Genomic DNA, 25,265 nt, shown 5'->3' on the forward strand with positions numbered 1-25,265 from the left:
TCGGTGGGCGGGGCGGTGCTAGCGGCGCCGCGCGGCGCGCCGCCGCCGGGTCGCCGCCGTGTCGATCGCGCCGTCGGGGGTGATGACGACTCCGTAGTCGCGGATCGCGCCGGAGACGGTGACCTTCCCGTCGAGTACGTCCCGCAGCACACGGTCGGGATCCCGGGCGAAGGGGTCCCCGTGGCCGCCTCCGCCGGCGGTGACGTGCCGGTGGCGCTCGCCCGCGGCGAGGGGCTGGACGACCTTGGCGGGGAGGGTCCGCTCCCGTGGGGTGCCGGGGTTGAGGATGTTGGACGACGGCGTGCCCTGGGCCCCTCCCCCGAGACCGTACGGCAGGTGGGTGCGCCGGTCGGAGCGGATCTGTACGGAGACCGCGGGGGCGAGGACCGTCATATCGCGGAAGGTCGACAGGCCGCCGCGCCAGCGGCCGGGGCCGCCGGTGTCGGGAAGATAGCCGTAGCCGTCGATGCGCACATGGCCGGACCGCTCGAGCTCCTCCACCGGCACGTTGGCCAGGTTGGCGCCGAGCGGGCTGACGCCGTCCACACCGTCGCGGTCCGGACGGGCTCCCCAGGCCCCGCACAGGATGTCCCACAGGACGTTGGTGGTTCCGTCCTCCCCGGTGATGCCGATGGCCACGGAGTCCGGGCCGCCGTCGCCCGCGGCCGGGACCCGGTCGGGAAAGACCGGGGCCAGCGCTCCGAGGACGGTGTCGATGATGCGGTAGGCGACCAGGCCGCGGGCGCCGCGGGCCGAGGGTCGTCGGCCGTTGAGGATGGAGGCCCGGGGAATCGTGAAGGTGAGTGGCCGGTAGAAGCCGCTGTTGGCCGGGATGTCGGATCCCAGGGCGCCCTGGATGGCCGCGTAGGACGCGGAACGGGTGAAGGACTCGGTGGCGTTGAGGGCCGAGGCGACCTGCGGGGAGGACCCGGTGAAGTCCAGGTGCAGGGTGTCCCCGGCTATGGTGATGGTGACGCGGAAGGGGATGGGCGGCGAGCCCATGCCGTCGTCGTCGATGAAGTCCTCGAACGCGTAGGAGCCGTCGGGTGCGTTGGCGAGGGCCGCGCGCAGCAGGGTCTCGGAGTGGGCGAGCAGTTGCTCGTTGAGTGCGGCCAGCCCGTCGGTGCCGTGGCGTCCGGCCAGTGCCTTCAGCCCTTCCCCGCCCGCGTGACAAGCGGCGAGCTGTGCGTCCAGGTCGCCGCGGAGCAGGTCAGGCTCGCGTACGTTGCGGAGGATGAGCGCGAGGAAGGTCTCGTTGAGGGTGCCCGCGTCGCACAGCCGCGATGGCGGTATCTGCACGCCTTCCGCGAAGATGCTGGTGGACTGCACCGCCATGGATCCCGCGGCCCAGCCTCCCACGTCCACGTGGTTGACGACGGTGACCGAGTAGCCGAGCAGTTCCTGCCCGGAGGTGAACACCGGGGCGATCGCGAAGATGTCGGGCAGGTGCATGCCGCCCAGGTCGGGATCGTTGAGCAGATAGACATCGCCCGGGCGTACGGAGTCGCCGAAGGCGGTCAGTACGGCGCTCATGGCTTCGGGGATGGAGCCGAGGTGCACCGGACAGGTGTTGGCCTGGGCGATCACCCGTCCCGAGGCGTCGCACAGCGCGGCCGAGAAGTCCATGCTGGAGGCGACGATCTGGGAGTGCGCGGTGCGCAGGATGGTGATCGCCATTTCGTCCGCGAGTCCGGTCACCGCGTTCCGGTAGACCTCGAAGGTGGCGGCGTCGCGGATCGGGCGCGGGCTCATGAGGTGGCCTCCGGGGCTGTGGCCGTCCAGCTGATGACGATGTTGTTGAAGCGGTCGCGATGGGCGGTGGCGGGCGGCGGTACGAGGGTGGTGGAGTCCATGTCCTCGATGACGAGGGGGCCCGGCCGGGGCTCCGGTGACAGTGCGGCGCGGGGGATGACCGGGGTCGGCTCGGTCTGGTCGAACCGGCACTCCCGGGTCGTTCCGGCACCGGGCGCCGACGGCGGCAGGCTCAGCAGCCGCTCGACACCGACGGGGTTGGGCACCCGCCCGCGGACGCGGAGGTTGACGATCTCCACGAGTTCGTCGGTGCCCGCGCGTCCGTAGGTGCGGTGGTGCTCGGCGTGGAACCGCTGGCGTACGGAGGCCATCAGGCCGGGGTCCAGCTCCCCGTCGGGGACGGTGATCGACAGCTCGAACCGCTGGCCGCGGTAGCGCATGTCGAAGACCCGCCGTACCTCGGTGTGCGCCGAGGGGGCGGCCTCCCGCAGGGCCTCGGTGACCTCCTTGGCCATGCGGTCGAACTCCGCGCCGAGCAGGTCCAGCGCGTCGGGGTCGGCCCGGTGGGGCACCACCGACTGCCTTTCGGTGTCGGCGACGAGCAGCCCCAGGCTGCTGAACAGCCCGGTGTGCACGGGGACGATGACGGTACCGATGCCGAGCTCCCGGGCGATGGCGGCGCCGTAGAGGGGCCCGGCGCCGCCGAAGGCCACCATGACCGCTTCCCGCGGATCGCGGCCGCGTTCGCTGGTGACGGCCTTGACGGCCTTGGTCATGCTGGACACGGCGACCTCGTAGGCTCCGCGCGCGGCCGCCGGGATGTCGATGCCGAGGTCCTGGGCGACCGGGGCGATGGCCCGCCGGGCGAGGTCCGGCTCGATGGTCACCCGTCCGCCCGCCAGGGCCTGGGGGCTGAGGTAGCCCAGGACCACATTGGCATCGGTCAGAGTGGGGCTGGTCCCTCCGTTGCCGTAGCAGGCGGGACCGGGCCGGGATCCGGCGCTCTCCGGTCCGACCCGCAGGGATCCGGCGATATCGGTGGAGATGACACTGCCCCCGCCCGCACCGACTTCGGCGATGTCGATGGAGGGCACGCGCAGCGCGTATCCGGCACCCTTGCCCATGCCGCGGGTGATGTTCATGCCCCCGCCGACCTCGTAGTCACCGGCGACGAACGGTTCCCCGTTCTCGATCAGGGATGCCTTGGCCGTGGTGCCGCCCATGTCGAAGGCGACCACCGAGTCCAGGCCCATGAGCTGGGAGAGTTTCCGTACGGCGATGACGCCGGCGGCGGGCCCCGACTCGATGATCTGTACCGGGCGCCCCACCACTGAGGGGGCGTCGAGGAGGCCACCGCTGGACTGCATGATCATCAAGGGTGCGGAGACGCCCGCGTCCCGCAGACCCTCGCCGAGCGCCGTGACATAGTCATGGACCTGGGGCCCCACATAGCTGTTGACCACCGCGGTACTGGTGCGCTCGTACTCCTGTGGCTGAGGTGTGATGTCGACGGAGGCGGTCACATAGGTGCCGGGGAGGAGGGCCCGCAGTTCGGCGGCGACCCGGCGCTCTTCCTCGGGACGGACATGGGAGTTGATCAGGCACACCGCCACCGCCTCGATGCCCGCGGCCCGGATCTCGCCGGCCACCCGCGCCAGCTCGGCGGAGTCCGCAGGGGGTTCGAGGCGGCCGTCGGCGGTGATGCGCTGGTCGATCTCGTAGCGGTGGCGCCGGGGAACGAGCGGGGCCGGGCGCTGCCAGGAGAGGTCGTACAGCAGGGGGCGGCGCAGGCGCCCGAGCTCCAGCACATCCCGGAACCCCCGCGTGGTCACCAGGGCGGTAGGTGCTCCGCGCATCTCCAGAATGGCGTTGGTGGCCACCGTGGTGGCGTGCAGCATCGCCGTGACCTGGTGCGGAAGCGCGCCCGCCGCGGAGAGCGCGGCCCGGGTTCCGCCGAGGACGCCGCTGCCGAAGTCCGGCGGTGTGGAGAGGACCTTGACGGGGACGACCCGGCCGCCCGGGCCGAGGGCGATGACATCGGTGAAGGTCCCGCCGATGTCGGCGGCCACTCGCCAGCTTCCGTCGAGCTCGGTCACAGCGGGTCCTGGCATGTTCGGCTCCTTGAAAGGCGGCCCTGGGGGCTCCCTCACGCCGCCTCTCCGGCAGCTGCGATGACCATAAGGCAGATCTGAGATCTCAGCAATGGGAAAGTAGGATCCCTGACGCATCAGCCTCTTTGCTCGTGCGGCACCTCGCCGTACCCCCGTGTCAACTCCCCGAGCCGCCGCCCCACTTCCTCGAGGTCGGCGGCGGATCCCCCGTACACCATGCGGACGTGGGTATCCGGCCCCGCGAAGGCGTCTCCCGCGATGGCCGTCATGCCGTGATCCAGCAGCAGCCGCTCCAGCCGGCGCCCGCGGAATCCCAGGGGGGTGCAGTCGACGAAGACGAAAACGCCTGCGTCGGGGCGCACCGAAGCGAGACCGGCACGCTCCAGCCCGCCGCGCAGAATGTCACGCCTGGCCCGCATGGTGGCGAACTCTTCTTCTATCCAGTGCTGTGGTCCGGTCATGGCGGCATGCGCCGCGGCCTGGGCCACGTCGCCGACGTTGATGGCGTCCCATTCGAAGGCGTGGTGTATCGGCTCCAGCAGGTGGGCGGGGGCGTGCACATATCCGATCCGCCAGCTGCTGAAGGCGTAGTTCTTGCTGAGGCTGGTCACGGTGACCAGGTCCGGATGGTGGTCGCGGAGCAGCATGTGCGGCACATAGCCGGGCCCGTCCCATACGTACCGCTCGTAGGACTCATCGGAGAGGACGATCAGACCGTGGCGCGCGGCGATGGCCAGCAGCTGGCACAGCCGCTCCCGGCCGGGCACATAACCGGTCGGATTGTTGGGGTTGCAGATCAGCAGCGCCCGGGTGGCCGGAGTGATCGCGGCCTCGACCGCGGCCGGGACGTGGTCCCAGCCACGGCTCTCGTCGGACGGTACGTACACCGGGCGGGCCCCCGCCAGGCGGATCATGCCGTCGAAGAAATAGCTGGGAGCGGGGACCACGACGTCGTCGCCCGGCGACAGCAGGGCCCTCAGCGCCACGCTCATGCCGTGCTGGGCACCGTGGGTGATCAGCAGTTCGCGCCCCGGGTCCACGGCGAGCCCGTACGCGGCCTCCAGATGCGAGGCGATCGCCTGGCGGAGCGCTTCGGAACCGCGGCTGTTCCGGGGGAACACCTCAGCCGCGGCGGTCCGCACCGCCTCCACGACGTGCTCCGGCATGGGCAGCGCCGGCACGCCCCGGAAGGGGACTGCGGCAGCGTGGCTCGGTGGTGCGGTCGGGGCGCGATCGGCGAGTTCGAGAGCCGGTAGGCGTTCCAGCTTCATCAGATTCCCTTCACGAGTCTTGGTCCGCCGGGCAGCCGGGCAGCCGCGCACCGGGGCCCGGACCGTCTTGCCGCGTCCTCCGGGCTCAGGTGACGCTGATGCTGACCTCGGCGAGCGACGCATGGGACACCAGCTGGTCGATGATCTGCTCCTGGGCGGTCCGAGTGCGGGCGTCCATGGCCGCGCGGGCCGCGGCCGGGTCACGGTCCCGGATGGCCTCGAGGATCTCCCGCCGCTGGTGCACGGCGGAGTCCGAGAAGGGCAGGAACTTCAAGGTGATCCGCAGGACCCGCTCCAACTCGTCGAAGACCCGGATGACCGCCCGAGCCAGCATGTCGTTGCCGCACCGGTTGGCGATGATCGCGTCGAACTCGAGATTGGCGTGGAGGAACGCGTCGAGACTGGCCGGGGCCCCCGTCTGGTAGGTGACCGACAGGAGTTCTTCCATCCGGGCGAGCTCGCGCTCGGGGCAGCCGATCTCCGCGGCGAGCCCCGCCGCCTCGACCTCCAGCAGCCGGCGGAAGGCGCAGAGATCACGCGTCCCCTTGAGGGTGACCGGCAGGATGCGATAGCCCGAGCGGGGCAGCGCCTGCACCAGACCGTCCCGCTGCAGCCGGGTCAGGGCCTCCCGGGCGGGCATCGTACTGGCACCGGCCCGGTGTGCGAGGGCCGACTTGGTGACGTGGGCACCTGGCTCCAGCTCGAGTTCGATGATCTGGCGCTTGATGGTGGCGTAGGCGCGCTCGGTGGCGCTGAGACTCGGATGGTCTTCACTCAGGATGGCTGGCAGATACTTCACCGTCCCATCCTAGCGCAATCGCGATCTCAGTTCCTTCCCGTGAAGATCTCAGCTGGTGGGGTACGGGTGATCGCCATCCGGTCCGCGGCTCTGCCCGACGAGAAGGGAGCTCGCCCACGGGCCCAGGGTGAACCCCCCGCCTCCCCGCCGGACCTCCACGGCGCCCGCGCCACCGGAGAAATGCGCGGGTACCAGCAACTCCCTTTGGTCGGCCGCGCGTTGGAGGACGCGCAGACGGCTCGCCGCCGCCCGTTCCGAGTCCAGGCAGGCGTTGCTGTTGCAGCAGGGCCGGAGGATCTGCACCGGGCTGTGCAGCAGATCTCCGACGAAGACGGCCCGGTCACCGCCGGAGGCGAGCCGCAGCACGGACGAGCCCGGGGTGTGACCGGGCGCGGACTCCAGGGTGAGGTGCTCGTCGATGCGGTGGTGGCCGTCCCACCGCACGGCCTGCCCGGCCCGGTGGACGGGCGCGACGCTGTCCTCGTAGATCAGGCGGCCGTCCGCCTGTGAGCCGTTGCCGTACCCGCCCTCCGGACCGAAGTGGGCGTCGTCGGCGGCCGGGATGAGGTACTGGGCACGGGGGAACGCCGGTGTCCACTCCCCGTCCGCCTCGACCGTGTTCCCGCCGACGTGGTCGATGTGCAGATGGGTGTTGACGACGACGTCCACGTCCTGGGCGCGGACGCCCGCCTTCGCCAGACAGCCGAGCAGATCGCCCCGCCAGTGGTGGAACGGCGGCGAGCCCGGCCGCTCGCGCCCCTTGCCCACTCCGGTGTCGACCAGGACGGTCCGCCCGGCGCTGCGCAGCACCCAGGTCTGCAGCGCCAACACCAGCCGGTCGGTCTCCGGCTCCCAGTGGTCCGGCGCCAGCCAGTCCTCGTTGTCCCTCCACACCTCTCCGACGGTCTCCGCGACCAGGTCGGGGACGGGCACGAACGGGCCCTGCCACTCCACGACCCGGATGACCTCGACATCGCCCAGCACGAGGTGGTGCACACTCTCATTCGTCATGCGGCCGACGCTAAGAAGTCCGCACGAGCCGTTCAATGCGCGTCCGGCTCACTGAGATGCGCATCCGTCTCATGCCTCATACGGAACGTACTCTGCGCACATGGATGTGGTGAGCGACGCGATCTCCGCGATGCGGCTGGGGCACCCCTCCTCCCACCGGTTGCGGATCGACGGCAGCGGATGCACACGGCTTCCCCCCTTCGGCGGCGCGGGCTTCCATGTGGTGCTCAAGGGCGGCTGCTCGCTGCTGCCCGACGGCGGTGACCCGGTGACCCTCGGCGTGGGTGACGCGGTGCTGCTCCCCCATGGCACGGGCCATGCGCTCGGCGGCTCCCCGACCGCTGCGGAGGTCCTTTGCGGCCAGTACCGGCTCGACTGCAGCCGCATCCACCCGCTGCTGGCGGAGATGCCCCGGGTCATCCACCTTCCCAGCCGCGTGGGCGGCCATGTCGAGCTGAGCGCCGCGATCGACCTGCTCGCCGGCGAACTGGACGACAGCAGGCCCGGCTCCTGCATCGCGCTGCCGAACCTGCTCGACCTGCTCCTCGTCTATATGATCCGCGCCTGGATGGCCGAGGCCACCAGCGGGGCCTGGCCCCGTGTCCTCGGCGACCCGGTGACGGCCGCCGCGCTGCGGGCGCTGCACTCGGATCCGGCCGCCCCGTGGACCATCGAGCGCCTGGCCGCGGCGGTGAGCGTCTCCCGCCCCACCCTGGCGCGCCGGTTCACCGCCCTGGTGGGCCGCCCTCCGATGGCGTACCTCACATGGTGGCGCGTCATTCTCACCGCCACCCTGCTCCGGGACACCTCGGACACCCTGGCGTCCATCGCCGCCCGGGTCGGCTACGGCAGCCCGTACGCACTCTCACACGCCTTCCAGCGGGAGTTCGGTACCACCCCGGGGCGGTACCGGAAGGCCGCGGGCCGGGCACCGGGCACCTGAGTCCACCACGGTGGGCGGGCGTTCAGCGGTAGGTGGCCGTCAGTTCGGCGAGGGAGGTGAAGGTCTGCGTTCCGCCGGAGCCTCCGATGACGCGGACGCCGTCACCGGTGGTGGTGTCGAAGTCGAAGACGTAGGTCTTGTGCGTACCGGCGGCCGAGGAGGTGGGGTAGGACGGGGTGACGCGCTGGCCGGTGGCATCGGTCCAGGTGCCGTCGCGGCGGACCTGGATCTTGGGTGGGCTGCTGAACCAGCCGCCGTCGCCGAACATGGTGCCGGTGGTGTAGGCCACCTGGTTGAGGCGGTACGTACGCGGCCAGGTGTAGCCCCACCAGCTGGTCGGCTTGCGTTCGTCGTTCCAGTCGTCCTCGCTCTGGGTGGTGTCACCGTCGTTGTAGATCGCGCGGCCGAAGTGGGTGGCGCGTTCGACGGGCACGGTGCCGGGTTCGCGGGCGAGGTCGCGGGAGGCGTCCGGGGGGTTGTCCGGGGTGGTGGGGACCGAGGGGGTGAGGGACATCTCGCGCAGTGAGAAGGTGTACGCCCAGAAGTCGCCCGCCGGGTAACCGCCGCCGCAGGGGCAGACATTGGACTGCAGCCACATCGACTTGCCGTCCGCGCTGATGTACTTCGACGGGATGGTGGTGGCGTAGCCGCCGTGCTTGGTGTGGGTCCAGGGGTAGCCGCCGAAGTCCTTGGGGGTGAAGTGCTTCCACGGACCCCAGGGCGTGGGCGCCTCGTAGAACTCGTAGGTGTACTCCGTCCAGGACGTGTAGAGGTAGCGCTTCAGCGCCTTGTCGTAGACCACGCCGCCCTGGCTGATCACGCTGAGGTCCTTGACCCGGTCCGGGGTGCCCACGTTCTGGTAGACGCGGTGGTCGTCGTGGAGGACCGACACCCGTTGGTCGATGTCGGACGACCACCGCGGGGTGCCGCCGCTGGCACCGGAGTAGAACTGCCAGGTGGAGCGGTCCATGATGGAGGTGGCGGCCGTGAATGTTCCGCGCCCGGCCGCACGGCCGTGGCCGGTGGCCGCGCCGTTCGCCTGGACGGCGGGTACGGTCGCCATCGTCACGACGGCGAGCCCCGCCGCCAGGGTCATCAGGAGTCTGGATCGTCGCACGGTGTGCTCCTCGCGGGTGTCCGTGGCGGCGTGCTCAGGCGGCCAGGCCGTTGATCCGGTACTGCATCACCCGGTAGTTCTGGTCGTCGTACCACTGGCTCACGGCAAGGTGGAAGGTGCCGAAGGTCGAGCCCGGGACGATGAAGCCGCCGTAGGGGTTGGCCACGGCGTTGCCGGACTCGTCGCCGGGGGTGGTGGGGACGATGAGGGTTTGCTCCGGGGTGGCGAACAGATCGCTCGTCGGCAGCGCGAAGACCTGCGCGCGGATGTCAAGGGGCTCCATGTTCAGCCAGGTCAGGGCGTACTTGCCGGCCATCGCACGGAAGCAGATCTCACCGAACCTGCGCCGGGCGGTGACGGTGGTCGGGTAGTTGCCCCAGGCCCAGGCGCCGTTCGCGTAGCCCCACGGCTGGTACGCCGCCGGGTCGCCCAGCAGGTCCTGCGGAACGCGGTGGAGCAGCAGGTCGGAGGCCACGTCCCGGCTGAACACGCTGGAGAGGACGTAGCAGTAGCCGTCGTCCGCCACCGCGTAGGTCTTCTGCTGGAACTGGCCGCCGTACTGGTCGCCTGACCACTGGCACAGGTACTCCCACGTCTGGCCGTTGTCCGTCGAGCGCCAGAAGTCGGAGTGGTGGGTCTGGTACAGAACACCCCGCATCAGGTGCATGTACATCGTGTCGCCGACGGTGAAGACGTCCGACGGTATGGCGGTGGTGTTGTTCTCGTGGCTCTCCGGGACCAGGCCCACGGCCTGTGAACCGCCCACGCTGTCGTCGATGACGAGAGCGTTCAGATCGGGGTGGCGGGCCCGCAGGCCCACCGGGGCCCGCCAGTTGGGGCCGCCCACGCCGCCTCCGTCGAAGGTGTCGCCGCATACGAACAGCATCGTGCCGTCGGGGCAGCGGACGGGGATACCGAGGTCGGTCCAGGGCACGGCGAACGGGCCCGTCTCGGCCGGGCCGGTGAGGTTCCTGACCTTCGTACCGGTGATGGCGGTGGCGGCGGCGCTCGCCCGCGGCGCCCCCGCCGTCAGCCCGGCCGCCGCCGTGGCCAGGCCGAGACCGGCGGCGAGCACCAGACGGCGGCCGGGGCCACCGGCCGCTCCCGCGCGCTCCCCGCCAGCTGTTTCTGCGGTCGCCCCACCGGTCGTTCCGGTGCTGAGGGGATCTGATGAAGCTGCCATGTGCGACTCCTCGGAATCGTGCGCTTCTACGGCTGTGACCACGGCTACGTGTACGGCTACGGCTTTACGCGTACGGCTACGGCTACGGCTCTGCGCGACGGCTACGGCTGGACCGCCACGTCCCCGCACAGGTGCACCTCGACGCCCAGCTCGGCGAAGAGCGCGGCCTTGGCGCGCAGCGCCTTGTCGGCGGTCGCCGCGTCGGGTGCGTAGGCCACATTGAGGTGGTTGGCGCGGTGGCGGGCCATGAACTGGTCGCGGGTGACGCCGTGCAGGACCGCGTGCATGATCGGCCACTGGTGGTTGGTGGCGTCGAGCCGGCGCCGGGTCTCCTCCTCGGGCAGCTCGACCGAGGTGGCGCGGCCGAGGTCGGCGTGCAGCCCGCCGTCCATCAGGAACACCCGCGACCAGACGATCTCGCCCGGCTTGGAGACGCCGCTGAGGGTGCCGCCGCCGAGCGGGAAGAACATCGGGGGCTGGCGCATGCTGTACGACTTGTCGTAGCCGCCGTTGTGGGACGCGGGCACCGAGCCGGAGATCTCGAAGACCCAGACGAACCGGCCGTCGTACTCCTCGCCCCAGCGGATGTCGTGCAGGGTGGTGGCCGGGTCCAGGCCCATCGCCGTCCAGATGCGGTTGGTGACCAGGGAGTCCACGGCGACGCCCTCGTCCACCTCGTTGAAGTGCGGCAGCGGCGCGCCCGCGTACAGCTCCCGGACGCCGTCGCGGCTGCGTACCGGCGGGCGCTGGACGTTGTTGAGCAGCCCCTCGGCGAGGTCGCTCGCCGGGACGGTGTCCTTCAGGCCCTGCTGGTACTGGATGCCGACCGCGTCGAGCCCGAAGTCGTCGGCGATGCGCACCGCGGCGATGTACATCTTGAACTGGCTGTGCAGCTGGGCGTCGGTGAGTTCGGTGGCCTCGTCGGTGCCGGTGTGGAAGGTCAGCCCGGCCCGGTCGAGCCAGGCCCGGACCTGCTGGGCTTCCTCGTCGGACACCTTCTTCATCTCGGCCACCAGGGCGCTCTGCGACAGGCGCTCCTTGTAGACGCCGAGCGGGTTGAGGAACTCGTCGTCGATGATGGCGTTGTACATGCCCATGCAGCCCTCGTCGAAGACGCCGATGATCGCCTTCTCCTCGCGCAGCTGCCGGGCGAGCGCCACGCCCAGCGCGGTCTCGGGGTCCGCACCGGACAGCGGCGGCAGGGGCCGGACGTGGCTGGTGTCATGGGTGAGCGTGCCGGTCTCCAGCCAGCCGCGCAACGATTCGCGCGCCCAGTCGTCGGTGAAGTCGGCGCTCCACAGCACCGCGTAGTCGCGCCCCGCCTTGGTGAGGCTCCCGGCGAGGTTCAACAGGCCGACCAGCCCGGGGAATTCGCCACTCCAGTTGGCCACCACCAGGATCGGGCCCCGGTGGTCGCGCAGCCCGGCGAGGACGTGGTGGCTGTACTGCCAGACGGCCTCGACCACGATGAGCGGGGCGTCCTTGGGTATGTGCTTGAAGACCTCGATTCCGGCGCGCTGGCTGTCGATGAACCCGTGCCCCTTGGCCTCGTCCACCGCGTGGCCCCGGCGGACCTTCCAGCCGAGGTCCCCGAGGGCCGTGGCGAGGTCGCCCTCCAACTTCTCCTGGGTGGGCCAGCAGGTGACATTGGCGGCGGGGCGCAGGTCGCCGCTGGCCACGGTGTAGACGGTGGCCGGCTCGGCGGCGGGCGGGCGCTGGAGCTCGGGCAGGGTGTACGTGGTCATGCGGTCTCCGTTGGTGGTGCGTGGTTGGTGCGCGGTGGTGCGGTGCGCTCGGGGAGCGCCGTGGGAGCGCTCAGCGCTCCTGCAGGGCCGCCAGCGCGTGGACGGTCGCGGCGGTGTCCGGGTACAGCCGCCGGTAGAGGGCGTACAGGTCGTCGTAGCGCCCGGTGTGTTCGGCGCGCGGGGCCACCGTCTCGCGTACCGGGTTCCAGTCGTCGATGGCGGCTTCGCCGACGAGCTGGGCGGCCAGCAGCGCGTCGCCGTAGCCCGCGCCGATGGTGATGGTGCGCAACTCCTGTGGGCGGCCGGTGATGTCGGAGACGACCTGTGTCCACAGTGAGCCCTGGGTGCCGCCGCCGACGGCCACCACACGGCGGATGTCGCCGCCGACCGCCTCGATGGCCTCGACGTTCTGGCGGACGGCGAACCCGGTGGCCTCGAGTGCGGCCCGGTAGAGGTCGCCGCGGGTGTGGGAGAGGGTCAGCCCGGCGATCACTCCGCGGGCGTCGGGGTCCATGATCGGGGTGCGCTCGCCGGAGAAGTACGGCAGCATCAGCAGGCCGTTGGCGCCGACGCCCGACTCGGCGGCCAGCGCGGTGAGTCGGGCGTGGTCGCCGTCGGCGAACAGGTCCTTCAGCCAGTTGGCCACCGCCCCGGAGGTGGCCATGCCACCGGCCAGGTTCCGGGTCCCTGGCAGGGCGCCGACGGTGCCCCACAGGGACGGGCTGGTCAGCGGCTTGGGCACGGTGTGGATGAGGAACATGGTGGTGCCGTACATCAGCATCAGATCGCCGATGTTCTGCGCGCCCACGCTCAGGGCCTCGGCCCAGGCGTCGATGGTGCCGGTGGTGACGGGGATCCCGGCGGGCAGACCGGTCGCCGTGGCGGCCTCGGAGGTGAGGGCACCGGCCGACTCGCCGGGCCAGCGCAGCGGTGGCAGTTCGATCCCGGGGGCGACCTCGGCGGCCCAGGGGGCGTACCACTCGCGGCCGAGGGTGTCGTACAGCGGGGTGCACTGGCTGGCCGAGTGGTGGTCCAGGACGTAGTTCCCGGTGAGCTTGCGCACCAGCCAGGAGCTCGGCATGTACAGGCGCCTGGCCCGTGCGTAGAGCCCGGGCTCCTCCTCGGCGATCCACGCGATCTTCGGCCCGGCGGCCTGGGTGGTCAGGGCGGAGCCGCCGCGGCGGATGATCTCGTCGGCGCCGAGCCGCGCCTCGATGTGCCGGATCTGACGGACCGAGCGGGTGTCCACACCGTAGAGCACGGCGGGACGCAGCGGGGCGTCGTGCTCATCGGTCAGCAGGACGCAGGGCCCCATGCCGCTGACTCCGACGGCGACCACGGTGGTGTCCTCCGCGGCGGTCAGTTCCTGGGCGAGTTCGGTGAACTCGCGCCACCAGACGGAGGCGTCCATCTCGAAGTGGCCGGGGCCCGGTCGTGCGGGGGTGTGCTCCCGGGTGGCCGAGCGGATCAGTGCGCCATCGAGACCGACGAGGACGCCCTTGCTGCTCGAGGTGCCGATGTCCACTCCGATGACTGCGTTGCGAGGCATGGCGAGCACGCTGACAGAAATCGATTTCACCGTCAAGGGATGCCACACGAATGGCCTTTCCCCTGGCGAAAAGCCATATCAGCAGCGCATGGGGCCACCCCGTGGTGAGCCACATGTCTCCTCCTGCTCACCTCTTGACACCCCCTAGGGGCCGCTCTACGTTGCGGTGAAATGGATTTCAAGCGGGCTGCCGGAGCACGCTGGCAACGCCGTTCTCCGCACGTCGCGGCGCCTGGTCAGGGCCCGTCGGCGCGCGCCCCGTACCCCACCCATGAGGGCAAGACACGATGACGACCTATGGACTCGACGGCATCTCCCGCAGGACGCGAGCCGTGAGCCGTTCCATCAGCGCCGAGAACACCACGGGCGCCGAGTCGGGTGGCGGCCGTGCCACGGAGGGCACCGGAGCGGTCGCGGCGAGCAGGCTGGGGCCTGGCTGGAAGATCTCCCCCAGCATCGACATCGCCCCCGGCACGACGGCCGTGCTCGCCGACATCGAGGGTCCGGGCACCATCCGCCACCTGTGGTGCACCACCGACCCCCACCGGGCCTGGCGGGGCACCCTGCTGCGGATGTACTGGGAGGACGAGGAGGAACCGGCGGTCGAGGTCCCGCTCGGTGACCTCTTCTGCAACGGCTGGAACACCTTCAGCCAGGTCTCGTCCGTGCCCATCGCCGCCAATCCCAACGGCGGCTTCAACGCGTACTGGCCGATGCCCTTCCACCGCAGGGCCCGCATCACCCTGGAGAACCTGACCGCCGAGAAGGTCACGCTCTACTACCAGGTGGACTACGAGCTGGACGAGGTCGGGGACGACGCCCTCTGGTTCCACGCCCAGTGGCGCCGCAGCCACCCGGTGCCGTACGGCGAGGTGCACACCCTGCTCGACACGGTCACCGGCGCCGGCAGTTATGTCGGCACCTATCTGGCCTGGGGCGTCAACAGCCCCGGCTGGTGGGGCGAGGGCGAGCTGAAGTTCTACCTCGACGGCGACGACGAGTTCCCCACGCTCTGCGGCACCGGCACCGAGGACTACTTCGGCGGCGCCTGGAACTTCGACGTCCCCGGCCAGGGCTACACCGCCTACACCACCCCGTATCTGGGCCTGAACCAGATCCTGCGCCCGGACGGGCTGTACCAGAGCCAGCAGCGGTTCGGGATGTACCGATGGCACCTCCTGGACCCCATCCACTTCTCCGAGGACCTGCGCGTGACCGTGCAGAGCCTCGGCATCGGCCCCGGGCAGGGCAACGGGCTGCCGCACCGCTACCGGCACACCAGCGATGACATCGCCAGCACCTCGCTGTTCTACCTGGACGCCCCGTCGTCCGCGTCCCGCCCGGCCACACCGGACCTGCTCACGCTCGAAGTCGACTGAGCCGTCAGCGGCCTTCTCCACCAGTCCCAGCCCCCCATTCCCCCCACCCGCACATCCCAGCCCCATCCCACTCCGACAGGAGCGCACGCATGCTCCAGCACGGCAATGAAGCCGGGCGTCCGGCCACCTCCCCCGGCACCTCACGCCGCCGTTTCCTCACCGCGGCGGCGGGCGCGGGCTCGGCCGTGGCGGCCCCGGCGCTGCTCACCGGTTGCGGAACGGCCCGGGCCAAGGGGGGAAACCTCCAGTTCTGGAACTTCTACGGGCCCCAGCGCTCGCCGGACCCCGCGGTCAACGCACAGTCCAAGTGGTTCGTGGACATGGTCGACCGGTGGAACGCCACCCACAAGGCGCGGATCGACCTCGTCTATCTGCCGCAGGCCACCTATCTCAACGGATTCAAGCTGCCGGCCGCCTTCGCCACCGGTGAGGGCCCGGACATCTTCCTGCTCTCCCCCGGCGACTTCCTGCGCTACTACAACGGCGGCGTCCTGGCCGACCTCACCCCGCACATGGAGAAGGCGGCCATCGGCGACTTCGGGTCCGCGCTCGACAGCCGCAAGGTGGACGGCAAGGTCTACGCCCTCCCCATGGAGATCGAGCCGCTGGCCATGTTCTACGCCCAGGACGTCTGGGAGAAGGCCGGTCTGTCGGAGGCCGACATCCCCACCACCTGGGACCAGATGCTCGACATCGGCGACAAGCTGCGCACCAAGACCCGGGCCGGGCTGGTCTTCGAGACCAGGCCGGGCTACTACCAGAACTTCACCTGGTACCCGTGGATGTGGCAGGGCGGCGGCGAGGTCCTGGACGAACACGGCGAGGTGGCGTTCGATTCCAAGGCCACCCGCCAGGCCCTGGGGCTCTGGCAGGACGCGGTGCGCCACGGCATCGCGCCGCGCACCATGCCCGCCGCGGCGGACGTGATCGGCGGCTTCAAGGGCGGCAACGTCGCCATGTGGCAGCAGGGCATCTGGAACGTCTCCAGCTTCAAGGCGTTCGCGCCCAAATACCGGTACGGCGTCTTCAAACTGCCCACGCCACCGGGCGGCCGGTATGTCACCGCGCTGGGCGGCTGGTCCTTCTGCGCCAATGCCCAGGGCCGCAACGCCGAGGCGGCGGCCGAGTTCTGCGTCTGGGCGCTGGGCTCCATGAAGGACGATTCCATCGACCGGATGGTGGAGTGGTGCGTCGGCACCAAGTCCGATGTGGCGCCGCGGGACAGCGCCCTGGACCGCGGCTCCGCCAAGGGCGGCTATGACTCCGCGATCATGAAGAAGTTCAAGGACGAGATCTTCCCCGGCGGCCGTGCCGAACCGCGCTATCCCCCGGTCGTCTACAAGGCGATCTCCGACGCCATCCAGGGCACCATGCTCGCCGGTCACGGCGTGGCCAGTGACGCCGGGAGAGCCGCCCGGTCCATCGAGGCCTACACCAAGAGCTACCAGGGGGCGAGCCTGATATGAGCGGTGTCGCCGCACAGGAGCGCCGCCGCGGGACCACCATGGCGGCCCCGGCGCAGTCGCCGGACACCTCGGGGCGCCGGCCGAGGCTGAGCCGCAAGCACCGCGAGTGGCTGGCCGCCGGGCTGTTTCTCGCACCCGATGTGCTCGGGCTGCTGGTGTTCGTCGCGATCCCGATGGTGCTGTCCATCGGACTGAGCTTCTTCCAGGTCAGCGGCTTCGGCAGCTATGAGTGGATCGGTCTTGGCAACTACCGGCGGATGGTGAACGACCCGCTGTTCTGGGACTCGATGAAGATCACGGGGCTGTATGTGGTGTTCCTCGTCCCCATCCTGTTCTGTGTGAGTCTGGGTCTCGGCCTTCTGGTGAGGCAGAAGCTGCCCGGGGTCGGCGTCTACCGCACGATGCTTTTCATGCCGTACGTCATCAGCCTGGTGGTGGTCGGCGTGCTGTGGAAGTTCCTGCTCGACGAGCAGACCGGCGTGGTCAACCGGGCCATGCGCGCCGCCGGTCTCGACGGTGAGCCCTGGCTCGGCAGCCCGTCCCTCGCCCTCGGCTGTGTCATCGCCGTCATGGTGTGGGTGATGATGGGCTACTACATGATCATTTTCCTGGCCGGGCTCCAGGAGATCCCCCAGGAGTACTACGAGGCCGCGAAGCTGGACGGTGCGGGGCCGTGGACCACGTTCCGCACCATCACCTGGCCGCTGCTGCGCCCCACCAGCTTCTTCGTCCTGCTGATGTCCACGGTGGCCGCCATCACCGGCGGCCTCGACCTGATCTTCGTCCTGACCAACGGCGGCCCCGCCAACGGCACTTCGCTCGCCATCTTCTACATCTACCAGCAGGCGTTCGGATTCGGGGAGTACGGCTACGCGTCGGCCATGGGCTCGTTCCTGGTGCTGATCATGGTGCTCATCTCCGCGGTCCTCTTCACGTTCACGAGAGGCGGGAGGTTCGACGATGGCGAGTGACGCCCTGACGACCCGGACCCACACCACGGCTGCCGCCGCCGGTCGGCGGCGGCTGCTGTCCTCGCGCGCCGGGCTGACCCTGCTGGCCGTCGTCCTGTCGCTGATCAGCCTCTTTCCCGTGCTGTGGATGGTCACGTCGTCCTTCAAGACGCGTGCCACCGTCACCGACGGACGGCTGATCCCGCAGGACTTCACCTTCCAGAACTTCGTCTACGTCTTCACCGAGGTGCCGTTCGCCCGCTATCTGTGGAACAGCTTCTTCATCTCCACGGTGATCACCGTGGCGGCGCTGTTCTTCCACTCGATGGCCGCCTACGCGCTGGCGCGGCTGCGCTTCCCCGGGCGTGAGAGGCTTTTCGGCGCCATCTTCGCGACGCTGCTGGTCACCGCGCCGGTGGTGCTGATCCCGCTGTTCCTCGTCGCCCGCGAACTGGGACTGCTCAACAGCTATGCCGGGCTGATCATCCCGGCGATCTTCAACGCGTTCGGCATCTTCCTGCTGCGCCAGTTCTATCTGGGGCTGCCGAAGGAACTGGAGGAGGCGGCGGTCATCGACGGCTGCGGCCACTGGCGGGTCTACTGGAACATCGTCCTGCCGATGTCCCGGCCGATCCTCTCGGCCCTGGCGATCTTCTTCTTCCTCGCCAACTGGAACGCTTTCGTCTGGCCGTTGGTCGCCACGAGCGATCAGGACCTGACGGTGGTGCAGTTGGGCATCTCGTCGTTCCAGACGCAGTACACCTCCAACTGGAACTACATCCTGGCGGCGGCGACGGTGGCCGCGCTCCCCATGCTGGTGCTGTTCTTCATCTTCCAGCGGCAGATCGTGGAGTCGATCAAGACATCGGGGCTGAAGTGAGCGCTGAGGGGTGAAGTGGCGCCTGCCTTGTGTCCTGCCCATCAGGACCGGGCAGGCCCGGCCGTGCTCTCCCGGACCTGCAGCTTGGTGCGCAGCACCACGGTCTGCACCGGCGACACGCCGCCGTCCATGCGCTGGAGGAGCAGGTCGGCGGCGGTGCGCCCCAGCTCGTACGAGGGCAGTTCGACCGCGGTGAGGGATGGCCGCACCAGCGACGCCCAGGGAACGTCGCCGAAGGAGAGCACACCGACCCCGGGTGGGGTGCGGTCGGCCTCGCGGAGGGCGTCGAGGACACCGATGGTCATGAGGTTGTTGGCGACGAACACGGCGTCGGGCGGCTCGGGCAGCGCCAGCAGTTCGCGCATCGCCGCGCGACCGCCGTCCACCCGGAAGTCGGCATGCCGTACGTAGGTGTCGTCGGCCGCGGCCGCACCGCCCTGGGCCGCGCGCAACGCCGCGCGATGGCCCGCGAGCCGCTCCTCGGAGGTGGAGGCGCCCTCGGGCCCGGTGATGCAGGCGATCCTGTGGTAACCGGCCTGGAGGAGGTGGCGGGTGGCCACCTCGCCACCGTGGTGGTTGTCGACCAGGACCGCGTCCACCTCGGCGTCACGCGGACGGCGGTCGACGGCGACCACCGGCACCCGCCGGTCGGTCAGCGGCCCCAGGTCCGTCTCGTCCTGGGACGCCGCCGCCACGATCACGCCCGCCATCTGCTCGCCGAGGGCCACCTCCAGATAGCGGCGCTCCTTGTCGGTGTCCTCGTCGGAGTTGCACAGGACCACGGAGAGGCTGGTGCGCTGTGCGGCGTCCTCGACGCCACGGGCGAGCGAGGTGAAGAACGGGTTCTCGATGTCCGGGATGATCAGCGCGATCACACTGGACCGCTGCTTGCGCAGCGACCGCGCCACCCGGTTGGGCGCGAACCCGAGGGCCGCCGCGGCCTCTTGCACGGACAGGGCACGTGCCGGTGTGACCTTGCCGCCGTTGAAGACGCGCGAGACGGTCGCCGGAGAGACACCGGCGGCTCGCGCCACGTCATGGATCGTCACCAACTGTGCCCGCATCCCTTCACCGTGTGCGCCCAGCCTTCACCCTACCTCGTGGTGAAAAGGATTTCACACCGGTATTGAGCGGGGTAGAGGGCGTGGCTGTGCGCCCGGACACCGCGGTGCGCGGCGCCGTCCGTCAGGGGGTGGTGGACTACCTCCTCAAGCCCTTCGACTACGAGGATCTGCAACCCCGCCTGGAGCGCTACGCGACCCAGCGCGGGCGGCTGCTCACCGCGGTCCTCCGTGGCCAGGCGGATGTGGACCGCGTGCTGGCCGGGGCGTTCGCGCCCCCGGCGGGCGGCGCCCTCCCCAAGGGCCTGAGCGTGGAGACCGCCCGGCTCGTCGAGCACGCGCTCCGCGAGGCGGACGGCACCGTCTCCGCCGCCGAGGCGGCCACCGCCATCGGCATCTCCCGGGTCAGCGCCCGCCGCTACCTGGAGTACTTCCACGCCACCGGCCACGCCGATGTCTCCCTGGGCTACGGCACCGCCGGGCGCCCGGAGCGCCGCTACAGCTGGCGGGCGTAGCGCCCCGGGCGGGTCCGCACCACGCACGGACCGCACCGGGCCGGGCGTGAGCCGTCCGGGATGAGCGGTGCGGGACGAGCCGTGCACGAGACGGCGGAACGAGCCTTGTCCGTGGGGACCGCGTCGCGGAATCGGGCAGCGGTGTCAGGGCTTGCGGGCCACCGCCCCGTACATCGCGATGTCCTCGTCCTTGATGTCCTCGGTGTCCGTGGCGTCTGGGCGCCACTTGTGGACCTGGGTGAGGCCGGGCTCGACCAGCTCGAGGCCGTCGAAGAACCGCTCGGCCTCCGCCTCGGTGCGCAGCCGCATGGGCATGTCGCGGGCCGCGTACTCACGGGCGACCCGGGCCACCTCGTCCGGCGCGAAGTCGGCGGTGCCGATGGACATCGCCAGGTAGCTGCCGGAGGGCAGCGGCTCAAGGAGGCGGCTGACGATTCCGCGTGCGTCGTCCCTGTCCAGGACGAAGTGCACGATGGCGATCACCGTCAGGGCGACCGGCCGGGTCAGGTCGAGGGTCTCGCGGAGTTGGGGGGCCTGAAGGATGGTGGCGGGCTCGCACATGTCCGCCTCGACATAGGCGGTCCTGCCCTCGGGGGTGCTGGCGAGCAGGCCCTGGGAGAGCGTGAGGACGATGGGGTCGTTGTCCACGTAGACGACCCGGGAGTCCGGGGCCACCGCCTGGGCGATCTCATGGAGGTTGGGCGAGGTCGGGATGCCGGTGCCGATGTCGAGGAACTGCCGGATGCCCGCCTCCTCGGCCAGATAGCGCACGGCCCGGTTCATGAAGTCGCGGTTGGCCCGCATGTGGATCGGCAGAGCGGGCCACTCGCGGGACATGGCGATGCCCGCTTCCTTGTCGGCCGGGTAGTAGTCCTTGCCGCCCAGGATGTAGTCGTAGATGCGTGCCGAATGCGCGCTCTCGGTGTCGATGCGGTCGGCCGACCATCCGTTGTCGCTCAAGGCGTCCCCTCCCAGTGGATCGTCAGTTCGCTGTCGGTGTGGCCCCCGGTCGCGCGGGCCGGGACGGGCCCGCGCGACCGGGAAGGATGCGGTGTCGTGGCGCTAGCAGAGGAAGTCGGCGCGGCCGGCCTTCACACCGGCCAGGAACCCGGTCATCTCGTTCGTGGTGAAGACCAGTGCGGGGCCGTCGGGGTCGGTCGACTGACGCAGCGCCACCCGTCCGTCACGCAGCTTCTTGGCCTCGAGGCAGGCGCCCCCGGCGTCGTCGCTCCACGGCTTGGACCAGCCCATGGTGCCGAGGTCATGGGAGGGCATGCCGCTGGATATGTGGTGGTGCACTTCAGAGCTCCTTGCGAATCGCGCCGAGGACGGCCTCGGTTTTCCTGGCGGGCACCGACTGGGCGCCCATCCGGTCCAGGACCTCGCGATACACCACCACGTCGTCCTCCTTGTCCAGATACACGGCGCCGACCAGGCCGCTGAGGTAGACGATGTCGGGCAGCTCCGGAGCCCTGAACCGGAAGACATGGAACGCACCAGCGCGCATGGCCGGATGCGGGCCGCTCCCGAACGGCATGATCTGCACGGTCACCTGGGGAAGGGCGCTGATCTCGATGAGGTGGTCGATCTGGGCGCGCATCACCGCCGGGCCCCCGACCGGCCACCTCAGCACGGTCTCGTCCATCACCACCCACAGCCGGGGAGGGGATTCCCGGGACAGCAGCTCCTGGCGCTGCATGCGCAGCGCGACCCTGCGCTCGGTGGCCTCCGCCGGAGCGTGCGGGTTTCCGGCGCTCAGCAGCGCACGGGCGTAGTCCTCGGTCTGCAGCAGCCCGTGGACGAACTGCGCCTCGTAGGCACGGATCTGAAGCGCCGCCTGCTCCAGATTCAGATACGCGGCGAACCAGTCCGGCATCACATCGCGGTAGGTGTGCCACCAGCCGCGCTTATTGGCCTCGCGGACCGACTTCAGGAAGGTGTCGAGCTCGTGCCGGTCGGTGACGCCGTACGTCTGGAGCAGCTTCTCCACGTCCGCGAGCCTGAGCCGGGCCACCTTGGCGGCTTCCATCCTGCGGATCGTGGAGTGGCTGACCCCGATCGCCGCGCCCGCCTGGTCGTAGCTCAGGCCGGCGCGCGTCCGCAGCTCCTCCAGCTGCCTGCCGAGGATCATGCGGAGGACAGAGGGGGCGTCGCCCCACGCGGTTTCCGCCTCCAACGCTCTCCAACCTCCTCACACCGGACTACGGCTGCAGTCTGTCACGGTCGCCACCACGCCAACGGCAGCCCCGCGATGGCAACTTGCAATTTTCAAGTTACCGCTTGCAAGTCGCTCGTCGCACCTGTCACAGTGGTCACACCGTCCGATCACGGTGGGAACGCTTGCGTGGGTACGTCCGTAGGCACTGCGCAGTGCGGGAACGGCACGGTCATGATGCGCAGGCAGACGAAAGGCGGCCGTTCGTGTCTCCCCTCGCCCTTCCCCGAGGACACCGCAGATGTCTGTGCCTCCCCGACGGGCTGCCCGCCAGGCTGGGTTATGACGCGGTCGGGATGCCCGTGGACATCGGCAGGCGGGTCATGACGTGTCTGCCCCGCGTCGGCTGTGTCTTCGCCGACGACCAGCGGTGGTGGTGGATCGTGCCATCGGGGTCGAACATCGACGTCGACTGGCCGCCGTTCACCAGCTACGCGGTCGGGGCGCGGATGAGCGAGCCGGGCGGAGAGCACTCCGGGCGCTCCCGCCTCCCCGGCCTGATCCATCATCCGCAGGACGAATCGCCGTACACACCGCCGATTCCGCTGTACTTCATGACCTGTCACATCGCGGGCATCCAGCCCCGCTGGTCACCCGGGGACGCCTCCGGGCCGCCCCGGGCGATCTAGGCTCCCCTCCCGCGCACCGCTGCTCCGCATGCGACCCCTGCCTCGCCGACAACGTTGTCCCAAGGTATGGACAAACACCTGAGTGAGTGCTCTGGTAATGCGTGCAGCAAGTGTTCCCTGTGGAAGAGTTCCGCCGTCCTCCGGGCGGCGGCGCCAACCGGACCCATGGAGCAGCAGCGTGCTGAGACACTTGTTCCTTCGCCTCCCTTCCCTCCTCCGCCCAAGACGGACCTGGCGGCGGCGCGTGGCCACCGCCGTGGCCCCCGCGCTGGCCGCCACCGGTCTGCTCGTCTCCGGTGCCGGTCCCTCCCACGCCGCCCAGGCCTGGGATCCCAAACCCTCCCCGATGACGACGCCGTGGACGAACCAGGTCCCGGTCGACAACCCGCTGCCGGAGTATCCGCGCCCCCAGCTCACCCGGCCCGACTGGTCCCCGCTCAACGGCGTTTGGGACTTCGCGGTCACCTCCCGCGACGCCGGGCAGCCCGCCACGTTCGATGAGCAGATCCGGGTGCCGTTCGTGCCCGAGTCCGCGCTCTCCGGCGTCCAGCGCAAGATCACCCAGAATGACAAGCTCTGGTACAAGCGCACCTTCACGGTCCCCTCCGGCTGGAACGGCCGCCGCGTCCAGCTCAACTTCGGCGCGTCCGACTGGGAGACCACGGTCTGGGTCAACGGCGAGCAGGCCGGCGCCGCCCACCGCGGCGGCTACGACGCCTTCAGCTACGACATCACACCCCTGCTGAACGGCGGCACCAACACCGTCGTCATCTCCGTGTACGACCCCACGGAGACCGGCGGTCAGGCCATCGGCAAGCAGCGCGTCCAGGACGTCACCCCGCACCCCGGCAAGAGCATCGTCTACACCGCCTCCTCGGGGATCTGGCAGACCGTCTGGCTGGAGCCCACCGCCCCCGCGCACATCACCCGCCTGGACATGGTCCCGCGCCTGGAGGACAACACCCTGCGGGTCACGGTCCGCGGCGCCGGAGGAGCGGACGGCGCGGGCGTCAAGGTCACCGTCTCCAGCGGCGGTACGGCGGTCGGCAGCGCCACCGGCACCGTGGGCGGCGAGCTCTCCGTACCGGTGCCGAACGCCCACCTGTGGACGCCGGAGGACCCGTTCCTGTACGACGTCACGGCCGAGCTGACCGGCGGCACCGGGGCCGACAAGGTCGGCAGCTACACCGGCATGCGGTCCATCGCGGTGAAGGACGTGGGCGGGGTCCGGCGGCCGGTGCTCAACGGCACCTTCGTCTTCCAGACCGGCACCCTGGACCAGGGCTACTGGCCCGACGGCATCTACACCGCGCCCACCGACGAAGCCCTCAAATACGACCTGCAGAAACACAAGGACCTGGGCTTCAACATGGTCCGCAAGCACATCAAGGTCGAGCCCCAGCGGTGGTTCTACTGGGCGGACCGGCTCGGGCTGCTGGTGTGGCAGGACATGCCCTCGATGGACAGCGGCAAGACCCCGGACACCGCGGCCCGCACCCAGTGGGAGAGCGAGTACCGCGCCATCATCGACCAGCACCGCAGCTCGCCCTCGCTCATCCAGTGGGTGGACCAGAACGAGGGCTGGGGCCAGTACGACCAGGCCCGCATCGCCGACATGGTCAAGGCGTACGACCCCTCGCGCCTCGTCGACAACATGAGCGGCGTCAACTGCTGCGCCGCCGAGGACGGCGGCAACGGCGACGTCATCGACAACCACAACTACGTCGGGCCCGGCAACACCCCGGTGGAGTCGGTGCGCGCCTCGGTGCTCGGCGAGTACGGGGGCCTGGGCTACCGGGTGCCCGACCACGAGTGGTATCCGGGCGGCGGGTTCAGCTACGAGGACCAGCCGAGCATCGCCGCGCTCAACAACCGGCTCGTCGGACTGCTCGACGGGATCCGGGAGAGCGGCATGCCCGCGGGCGGCCTGTCGGCCTCCGTCTACACCCAGATCACGGACGTGGAGAACGAGGCCAACGGGCTGATGTCCTACGACCGCCAGGTGGTCAAGGTGGACCAGGCCCGGGTGCGGGCCGCCAACCAGGCCCTCGTCGCGGCCTCCCGGTCGGCCGGGGCCACGGTGAAGCTGCCCGTCGGGCAGAACGTGTCCATCCGGGTCACCACCCCCGGCTACACCGACCGCTACGTCCGCCACTACGACGGGCTGGGCTTCACCGAGGTGGTGAACTCCGCCAGCGCCGATGTGCTGAAGCGGGACGCCACCTGGACGGTCCGGCAGGGGCTGGCGAACAAGCTCTGCTACTCCTTCGAATCCCGCAACTACCCGGGGGAGTATCTGCGCCACCGCGACTTCCGGGTCCGGCGCGAGGCGGGCGACGGCACCACCGTGTCCAAGGAGGACGCCACCTGGTGCCCGGTCCAGGGCGTCGGTGGCATCCGCATGTCGGCGGCCAACTTCCCCGGTCAGTATCTGCGGCACATCAACGCCGAGCTGTGGCTGGCCCAGTCCGGCGGCACCCACGCCTGGGACGACCCTGCCAGCTTCACCGAGGACACCACGTGGGCGATCGAGTCGCCCTGGGCTCCCTGATCGTTCCCTGATCGACCGCCGCGGGCCCTGACCGACGGGCCCGCACCCCACGGCGGCCGCCCGCGCGGGCGGCCGCCCATCTCTCCTCCCCCACGCTCGGCTGCCGCTTCTCTCTCCCCCCACGCTCATGCACACGGC

General features: G+C 70.3%; 20 protein-coding genes and 1 pseudogene. 8 read left to right on the forward strand and 13 right to left on the reverse strand.

The features are described from left to right. Positions 1 to 18: 18 nt before the first annotated feature. The 5 genes from VT50_RS33600 to VT50_RS33620 form a co-directional block, all read right to left on the reverse strand. Positions 19 to 1,752, reverse strand: coding sequence for a hydantoinase B/oxoprolinase family protein (locus VT50_RS33600; protein WP_046084755.1), 1,734 nt, complete (start codon positions 1,750 to 1,752; stop codon positions 19 to 21). After that, positions 1,749 to 3,863, reverse strand: a complete 2,115-nt coding sequence (locus VT50_RS33605; protein ID WP_046084756.1) for a hydantoinase/oxoprolinase family protein — start codon at positions 3,861 to 3,863, stop codon at positions 1,749 to 1,751. The genes VT50_RS33600 and VT50_RS33605 overlap by 4 nt, the downstream gene beginning before the upstream one ends. Before the next feature lie 116 nt (positions 3,864 to 3,979). Beyond that, a complete protein-coding gene (locus VT50_RS33610) occupies positions 3,980 to 5,044 on the reverse strand; it encodes a pyridoxal phosphate-dependent aminotransferase (RefSeq protein ID WP_240529411.1) in 1,065 nt (354 codons plus the stop codon). 175 nt (positions 5,045 to 5,219) lie between these two features. Then, on the reverse strand, positions 5,220 to 5,933 hold the full coding sequence (locus VT50_RS33615; protein WP_046084758.1) for a GntR family transcriptional regulator: 714 nt from the start codon (positions 5,931 to 5,933) through the stop codon (positions 5,220 to 5,222). A 48-nt stretch (positions 5,934 to 5,981) separates the two neighbouring features. After that, positions 5,982 to 6,944 carry an MBL fold metallo-hydrolase gene (locus VT50_RS33620; protein ID WP_046084759.1) on the reverse strand — a complete coding sequence of 321 codons (963 nt, stop codon included), beginning with the start codon at positions 6,942 to 6,944 and terminating at the stop codon, positions 5,982 to 5,984. Positions 6,945 to 7,044: 100 nt separating this feature from the next. On the opposite strand from VT50_RS33620, the gene VT50_RS33625 reads away from it, so the two are divergent. Beyond that, positions 7,045 to 7,887 carry an AraC family transcriptional regulator gene (locus tag VT50_RS33625; RefSeq protein WP_046084760.1) on the forward strand — a complete coding sequence of 281 codons (843 nt, stop codon included), beginning with the start codon at positions 7,045 to 7,047 and terminating at the stop codon, positions 7,885 to 7,887. Between the two features lie 22 nt (positions 7,888 to 7,909). On the opposite strand, the gene VT50_RS33630 is transcribed toward VT50_RS33625, so the two are convergent. The 4 genes from VT50_RS33630 to VT50_RS33645 form a co-directional block, all read right to left on the reverse strand. Further along, complete coding sequence (locus VT50_RS33630) at positions 7,910 to 9,004, reverse strand: hypothetical protein (protein WP_143645309.1); 1,095 nt, start codon at positions 9,002 to 9,004, stop codon at positions 7,910 to 7,912. Between the two features lie 34 nt (positions 9,005 to 9,038). After that, positions 9,039 to 10,187, reverse strand: coding sequence for a DUF4185 domain-containing protein (locus VT50_RS33635; protein WP_078840579.1), 1,149 nt, complete (start codon positions 10,185 to 10,187; stop codon positions 9,039 to 9,041). Between the two features lie 101 nt (positions 10,188 to 10,288). Then, positions 10,289 to 11,932, reverse strand: a complete 1,644-nt coding sequence (locus tag VT50_RS33640; protein ID WP_046084761.1) for a fucose isomerase — start codon at positions 11,930 to 11,932, stop codon at positions 10,289 to 10,291. Between the two features lie 70 nt (positions 11,933 to 12,002). Beyond that, positions 12,003 to 13,481 (reverse strand): FGGY-family carbohydrate kinase, encoded by a 1,479-nt coding sequence (locus VT50_RS33645; RefSeq protein WP_046084810.1) that lies wholly within the window; start codon positions 13,479 to 13,481, stop codon positions 12,003 to 12,005. A gap of 287 nt (positions 13,482 to 13,768) precedes the next feature. On the opposite strand from VT50_RS33645, the gene VT50_RS33650 reads away from it, so the two are divergent. From VT50_RS33650 to VT50_RS33665, 4 genes are all read left to right on the forward strand, one after another. After that, entirely contained in the window at positions 13,769 to 14,860 is a 1,092-nt protein-coding gene (locus tag VT50_RS33650) for a glycoside hydrolase family 172 protein (RefSeq protein WP_046084762.1), read from the forward strand. An 89-nt stretch (positions 14,861 to 14,949) separates the two neighbouring features. Further along, positions 14,950 to 16,326 (forward strand): ABC transporter substrate-binding protein, encoded by a 1,377-nt coding sequence (locus VT50_RS33655; protein WP_046084763.1) that lies wholly within the window; start codon positions 14,950 to 14,952, stop codon positions 16,324 to 16,326. Beyond that, a complete protein-coding gene (locus VT50_RS33660) occupies positions 16,323 to 17,297 on the forward strand; it encodes a carbohydrate ABC transporter permease (RefSeq protein WP_078840580.1) in 975 nt (324 codons plus the stop codon). The genes VT50_RS33655 and VT50_RS33660 overlap by 4 nt, the downstream gene beginning before the upstream one ends. Then, on the forward strand, positions 17,287 to 18,156 hold the full coding sequence (locus VT50_RS33665; protein WP_046084764.1) for a carbohydrate ABC transporter permease: 870 nt from the start codon (positions 17,287 to 17,289) through the stop codon (positions 18,154 to 18,156). Before VT50_RS33660 ends, VT50_RS33665 begins: the two co-directional genes overlap by 11 nt. 41 nt (positions 18,157 to 18,197) lie before the next feature. On the opposite strand, the gene VT50_RS33670 is transcribed toward VT50_RS33665, so the two are convergent. Beyond that, positions 18,198 to 19,220, reverse strand: coding sequence for a LacI family DNA-binding transcriptional regulator (locus VT50_RS33670; protein ID WP_240529412.1), 1,023 nt, complete (start codon positions 19,218 to 19,220; stop codon positions 18,198 to 18,200). Positions 19,221 to 19,303: 83 nt separating this feature from the next. Here VT50_RS33670 and VT50_RS33675 point away from each other — a divergent pair. After that, positions 19,304 to 19,732 (forward strand): annotated as a pseudogene (locus VT50_RS33675) (response regulator); the annotation flags it as partial. Between the two features lie 144 nt (positions 19,733 to 19,876). Here the strand turns inward: VT50_RS33675 and VT50_RS33680 are convergent. From VT50_RS33680 to VT50_RS33690, 3 genes are all read right to left on the reverse strand, one after another. Then, positions 19,877 to 20,692 (reverse strand): SAM-dependent methyltransferase, encoded by an 816-nt coding sequence (locus VT50_RS33680; RefSeq protein WP_046084765.1) that lies wholly within the window; start codon positions 20,690 to 20,692, stop codon positions 19,877 to 19,879. A gap of 102 nt (positions 20,693 to 20,794) precedes the next feature. Then, positions 20,795 to 21,007: a DUF397 domain-containing protein gene (locus tag VT50_RS33685; RefSeq protein ID WP_046084814.1), complete on the reverse strand. Its 213-nt coding sequence runs from the start codon at positions 21,005 to 21,007 to the stop codon at positions 20,795 to 20,797. A gap of 25 nt (positions 21,008 to 21,032) precedes the next feature. Beyond that, complete coding sequence (locus tag VT50_RS33690; protein WP_046084766.1) at positions 21,033 to 21,908, reverse strand: helix-turn-helix domain-containing protein; 876 nt, start codon at positions 21,906 to 21,908, stop codon at positions 21,033 to 21,035. Positions 21,909 to 22,153: 245 nt separating this feature from the next. On the opposite strand from VT50_RS33690, the gene VT50_RS33695 reads away from it, so the two are divergent. Together VT50_RS33695 and VT50_RS33700 are read left to right on the forward strand one after the other, a co-directional pair. Beyond that, complete coding sequence (locus tag VT50_RS33695; RefSeq protein WP_046084767.1) at positions 22,154 to 22,576, forward strand: hypothetical protein; 423 nt, start codon at positions 22,154 to 22,156, stop codon at positions 22,574 to 22,576. A 244-nt stretch (positions 22,577 to 22,820) separates the two neighbouring features. Then, positions 22,821 to 25,127: a glycoside hydrolase family 2 gene (locus tag VT50_RS33700; protein WP_075200272.1), complete on the forward strand. Its 2,307-nt coding sequence runs from the start codon at positions 22,821 to 22,823 to the stop codon at positions 25,125 to 25,127. Positions 25,128 to 25,265: the final 138 nt, after the last annotated feature.

It is taken from the genome of Streptomyces antioxidans, from assembly GCF_000968685.2.
GTDB lineage: Bacteria > Actinomycetota > Actinomycetes > Streptomycetales > Streptomycetaceae > Streptomyces > Streptomyces antioxidans.

Coding starts and splice junctions, on each gene's coding strand:
- VT50_RS33635 (WP_078840579.1), bottom strand. CDS start 10,187: ATGGCAGCTTCATCAGATCCCCTCAGCACCGGAACGACCGGTGGGGCG.
- VT50_RS33625 (WP_046084760.1), top strand. CDS start 7,045: ATGGATGTGGTGAGCGACGCGATCTCCGCGATGCGGCTGGGGCACCCC.
- VT50_RS33645 (WP_046084810.1), bottom strand. CDS start 13,481: ATGCCTCGCAACGCAGTCATCGGAGTGGACATCGGCACCTCGAGCAGC.
- VT50_RS33665 (WP_046084764.1), top strand. CDS start 17,287: ATGGCGAGTGACGCCCTGACGACCCGGACCCACACCACGGCTGCCGCC.
- VT50_RS33670 (WP_240529412.1), bottom strand. CDS start 19,220: ATGCGGGCACAGTTGGTGACGATCCATGACGTGGCGCGAGCCGCCGGT.
- VT50_RS33685 (WP_046084814.1), bottom strand. CDS start 21,007: ATGCCCTCCCATGACCTCGGCACCATGGGCTGGTCCAAGCCGTGGAGC.
- VT50_RS33640 (WP_046084761.1), bottom strand. CDS start 11,932: ATGACCACGTACACCCTGCCCGAGCTCCAGCGCCCGCCCGCCGCCGAG.
- VT50_RS33655 (WP_046084763.1), top strand. CDS start 14,950: ATGCTCCAGCACGGCAATGAAGCCGGGCGTCCGGCCACCTCCCCCGGC.
- VT50_RS33660 (WP_078840580.1), top strand. CDS start 16,323: ATGAGCGGTGTCGCCGCACAGGAGCGCCGCCGCGGGACCACCATGGCG.
- VT50_RS33600 (WP_046084755.1), bottom strand. CDS start 1,752: ATGAGCCCGCGCCCGATCCGCGACGCCGCCACCTTCGAGGTCTACCGG.
- VT50_RS33620 (WP_046084759.1), bottom strand. CDS start 6,944: ATGACGAATGAGAGTGTGCACCACCTCGTGCTGGGCGATGTCGAGGTC.
- VT50_RS33605 (WP_046084756.1), bottom strand. CDS start 3,863: ATGCCAGGACCCGCTGTGACCGAGCTCGACGGAAGCTGGCGAGTGGCC.
- VT50_RS33650 (WP_046084762.1), top strand. CDS start 13,769: ATGACGACCTATGGACTCGACGGCATCTCCCGCAGGACGCGAGCCGTG.